This is a genomic window from Sphingopyxis sp. (genome assembly GCF_036402335.1).
In the GTDB taxonomy this organism is placed as follows: Bacteria; Pseudomonadota; Alphaproteobacteria; order Sphingomonadales; family Sphingomonadaceae; genus Sphingopyxis.
Map to the genome: position 1 here is coordinate 1 of NZ_DASWTD010000041.1, position 4,367 is coordinate 4,367.

The window sequence follows — 4,367 nt, forward strand, 5'->3', positions numbered from 1 at the left end:
ACCTCGAGCTCGAGCCCTTCGCGCAGCTCGCTTCGAGCGAACGCGATCGGCTTCGCTGCGAGCTGCTCCTTCAGCTTGCCCAGCCGAGCCAGCGCCGCCGCCTTCTCTTTCGCCGCCGGCATGGCGCTCACCCTGCTGCGCGGCGATATCGGATCGCTTCCCCCCGGCGCGACCTTCGGCACGCTCGTCCCCGTTGCGCCGGTTTTCGACATATCGGCGATCCTCAGCGTCGCCCTGCCATTGTTCCTGGTCACCCTCGTGTCGCAGAACCTGCCCGGCCTCGTCGTGCTGCGCAGCGCCGGCTATGACCCGGAACCGCGGCCGTTGCTCCTCGGCACCGGCGTCGCCTGGCTCGCGGCGGCGCCGTTCGGCGCGCACGGCGTCAATCTCGCCGCGATCACCGCCGCCATCTGCACCGCCGAAGAAGCGCATCCCGAACGCAGCAAGCGCTGGGCTGTCGGCATGCTCTACGCGGGTTTCTATCTGCTGCTCGCGATCTTCTCGCCGCTGCTCGTGCGCCTCTTTCTCGCGCTGCCGCCGACGGTGATCGCGGCGCTGACCGGCGTCGCGCTGATCCCGGCGCTGCTCGGCGCGATGGAAACGATGCTGGCGGCAAAGGCCGACCGCGACCCGGCGATCCTGACCTTCCTCGCCACCGGTTCGGGGCTGGCCCTGTTCGGGCTCGGATCCGCCTTTTGGGGGCTGGTGGTCGGTTTTCTTGCGCTTGCCGCAAGCCGGTTGCTGAAACGCGCCTGAAGTTAGGCCTGCAGCGTTACCGGTTCGGCGGCATCATAGGCGGCCGACATGCGGGCGAAGGTCAGCACCTGCCCCGCCATGATGTCGAGCTGGGTCCGGAGGCCCGGATCTGCGACGGGCCCGTCCGGATCGAACAGCGGCTGGCTGCTGTTCGCCGTGACCGCCATCGGAGTCGGCCAGCCGCGCAGCGCATGGGTGATCGATCGCAGCGTCGCGAGCGTGCTACCCGCCGCCTGCCACCCCCCGGCGACCGCGATCAGCCCGACGGCGCGGCCATCGAAATAGGGCCGCGCATCGGCGGCGAGGTCCTGCGCATAGTCGAGGACATTCTTGACCACCCCCGACACGGTACCGTGATAGGCGGGCGACGCCACAATAATGCCGTCGGCATCGCGCAGGGCCGCCATGAGCGCCTGTGCTTTCGAACATCGCTCGCTGCGGTGCGGCGCGTACATCGGCAGATCGATCGCCTCGCCCGCAAGGAGGGTCGTCACCGCCCCCTGCGCTTCGCAGCGCGCAAGCGCGTGGCGGAGCAGGCGCTCGGCCGAACCACCGGGGGTGGCGTTGCCGCCGAGGCCGACGATATGGGGCTGTCTGGTTATCACGCGCCGTTCGAACATCGCATCCTCCGTCGGTTGCCGAGCCTCAGTTAAAGGTCACCTGGCTCCCCCCGCGCAGGAACGCGATCGCGTTGCGGCGGAGGTGGTTGGTGCCGGGGTTGAGGATCGGCTCGGGCGAATATTGCGCGAGATAGACGCGGCGCATGTTCGGGGTCGAATTCGATCCGGTCGCATGGAGCGCGAGGCTGGAGAAAGCGACGACGCTGCCCGCGGGGACCTCGAGCGTCACCCCCTCGCTATCGCCCGTGTAGCCGACAAGATCGTTGCTGCCCGGCTGGCGGATATGCGGGACGATACCGTCGCGGGTTTCGGGTGCCTGCGAGAAGGGCAGGATCCGCACCGTACCGTTGGCGACCGTCGTGTCGTCGAGCGTGCACCAGCAAGTGAGATAGGGCTTGTGATCGGCCGGGCCGCCGTTACCGACGACATAGCCCGAATCCTGGTGCCAGCTGAACGGCATGCCCTCGCTCGCGCCCTTCACGACATATTGGTCATAGAAGAAATAGGCGTCGTCGCCGAGCGTCGCGCGGCAGATGTCGGCCATCGTCTCGCTGAACAACATGGTACGCAGGTCGGGTTGCTGGCGCTGGCATTCGCCGGCGAAATAGCGCTTGCCCTTGTGGCTGATGCCGTCGACTTCGACGCCGAGGCTGTCGAGGCGCGCGTCCTCGCGGTCGATGACGCGGCCGCATTCCTCGCGGAGCAAGTCGAGCAGCGGACCTTCGAGGATGCGCTCGAACACCGCATAGCCTTCGGTAGCGAATTGTTCGCGCTGGGCCGCATAATCCATCTTCACTCTCCCGATGTTGTCGAAGGTGCCACGTAGCGCAGCATCGGCCATTGCATCCAATCGAATTGCATCCACCGGTCATACGTCTATACTATGGCCGATGCGAATGAGACAGGTCGAGGCGTTTCGCGCCGTGATGATGAGCGGGGGCATTACCGCCGCCGCGACGATGCTGAATATCAGCCAGCCGTCGGTAAGCCGGCTGATCGCCGACATGGAGCGCGCGGTCGGATTCCGGCTGTTCGACCGGCGCGGTGCGCGCGTGCACCCGACCGCACAGGCGCAGGCGCTGTATGAAGCGGTGCGGCGAAGCTATGCAGGTCTCGACCTGCTCGACCAGGCAGCGCGGCGTATTCGCGCGCATCCGGTCGGTACGGTGCGGATCGCGGCGTTGGCCGCCATCGCGATGGCGATCCTTCCCGCAGTGATCGCGCGCTTTCGCATCCTCTATCCCGACATCAAGATCATCGTCGAGTCGCTCGGCCAGCGCGCGATCGAGGAGCGCGTGTTCCTGGGGCAGGCCGACCTCGGTGTCGGGGTCGATATGCAGGGGCGCGAGGGCATCAGGTCGACGCCGCTCGCACGCGCCGAATATGTCTGCATCCTGCCCGCCAACCACCCGCTCGCCGCACGCGCGCGGCTGGAAATCGCCGACCTCGCGGGCGAGGAGTTTGTCGGGCCAATGCACGAGGCCGATGCGCTGTGGACCGGGATCGATACCGCGCTGGAAGAATCCGGGATTAGCGTATCGCGGCGGCTGGAGACGCAGCATTCGCAGATATTATACGCCTTCGTCGAAGCCGGGCTGGGCGTCACGATCGCCGAACCGTTCAGCGCCCCGCGCTTTCACCGCCTGGGCGTCGCGGTCCGGCCGATTTCCCCGCCGGTGTATCTCGATTTCGCGTTGCTGGAGCCCGATATCGGGCCGACGCCCGAGATCGTCGCGTGGCTGAACGCGGATGTGCAGCGCGAGACCGCGGCATGTCTCGCGCATGTGAAGCGGGTGGTGACGTCGCGATAGGCGTTCACCCGAGGTCGCGCTTTGTCTGTTTCGGGGTGATGAGCTGTCCCTTTTGTGCACCCCGGCGAAAGCCGGGGCCCGTGAAGTAACACGCTAGTTCGTGTTAGAATTCTGGGCCCCGGCTTTCGCCGGGGTGCACATCCCTATCGGCAGCTTCCGGTCGCTGGCGGCCCTTCCCCAAGTCATAGCATTTGGACATAACAGGCCGACATTTCTCGATTGGACTGCAATGATAATAGAGGTCATCCCTAGGCTGGCCGATTGATCATATTGTCAATCGAATGAGTAGATATTAGGGGGCGTGCCGAGCCTCCTACTCGTCGCACGAGCGGACGCAGATCCGCTGTGGCCCCTTGGGGAGGATGAAATGAAGTTTTCGACGTTCAAGATGAGTCTGTTCCTGTCGTCGGCGCTGGGCGCCGCGGCATTCACCGCACCCGCCATGGCGCAGGAGACCGCTGCCGCTGCCGAGGCCGACGCGCCCTTTGCATCGACCGACATCATCGTCACTGCGCAGAAGCGCGAGCAGAATCTGCAGGACGTGCCGGTTGCGATCTCGGTCGTATCGGGTGCGCAACTCGAGCGGTCGAACGTCAATTCGGCCGAGCAATTGTTCCAGCGCGTGCCCACGCTAACTTTCCGCAAGGGCAACACCAACAAGGATTCGGCGCTGTCGATCCGCGGCGTCGGCACGATCAGCTTTTCGTCGGGCGTCGAGCCGTCGGTTTCGACGGTGATCGACGGCGTCGTCTATGCACGCACGGGCCAGCAGACGTCGGACTTCCTCGACGTCGAGCGCATCGAAGTGCTGCGCGGTCCGCAGGGCAGCCTGTTCGGCAAGAATGCCAGCGCGGGCGTGATCAACATCGTGTCGCGTGAGCCCGGCAACGAGCTCGGCGGCTACATCGACGCCGCCTGGTACGAGGGCAACGAATATCGCATCAAGGGCAGTGTCGGCGGCCCGCTCGGCGACGGCGTCCGCGCCTCGCTCACCGGCTTCTGGTCGCAATATGACGGCAACGCCCGCAACGTGTTCAACAACCACAAGGTCAACGGCTACGAACATTGGGGCGTCCGCGGCAAGCTGATCGCCGAGCCGACCGACAACCTGAAGTTCACGCTGATCGCCGATTATTCGAAGAACAGCGACAATGGCTATGCCGACAGCATCGGCACCGTT

5 protein-coding genes are annotated in these 4,367 nt (G+C 65.6%); 3 read left to right on the plus strand and 2 right to left on the minus strand.

What is annotated here, in order from left to right:
* Positions 1 to 120 precede the first annotated feature (120 nt).
* A complete protein-coding gene (locus tag VGD20_RS01095; protein ID WP_331132684.1) occupies positions 121 to 756 on the plus strand; it encodes a benzoate/H(+) symporter BenE family transporter in 636 nt (211 codons plus the stop codon).
* Between the two features lie 2 nt (positions 757 to 758).
* On the opposite strand, the gene VGD20_RS01100 is transcribed toward VGD20_RS01095, so the two are convergent.
* Together VGD20_RS01100 and VGD20_RS01105 are read right to left on the minus strand one after the other, a co-directional pair.
* Entirely contained in the window at positions 759 to 1,376 is a 618-nt protein-coding gene (locus VGD20_RS01100; RefSeq protein ID WP_331132685.1) for an NAD(P)H-dependent oxidoreductase, read from the minus strand.
* A 25-nt stretch (positions 1,377 to 1,401) separates the two neighbouring features.
* Complete coding sequence (locus VGD20_RS01105) at positions 1,402 to 2,166, minus strand: phytanoyl-CoA dioxygenase family protein (RefSeq protein WP_331132688.1); 765 nt, start codon at positions 2,164 to 2,166, stop codon at positions 1,402 to 1,404.
* 100 nt (positions 2,167 to 2,266) lie between these two features.
* Here VGD20_RS01105 and VGD20_RS01110 point away from each other — a divergent pair, with 100 nt between their 5' ends.
* Both VGD20_RS01110 and VGD20_RS01115 read left to right on the plus strand, forming a co-directional pair.
* Positions 2,267 to 3,187 (plus strand): LysR substrate-binding domain-containing protein, encoded by a 921-nt coding sequence (locus tag VGD20_RS01110; RefSeq protein WP_331132686.1) that lies wholly within the window; start codon positions 2,267 to 2,269, stop codon positions 3,185 to 3,187.
* A gap of 367 nt (positions 3,188 to 3,554) precedes the next feature.
* Positions 3,555 to 4,367: TonB-dependent receptor (locus tag VGD20_RS01115; protein ID WP_331132687.1), on the plus strand; the 813-nt coding region annotated here is incomplete at its 3' end.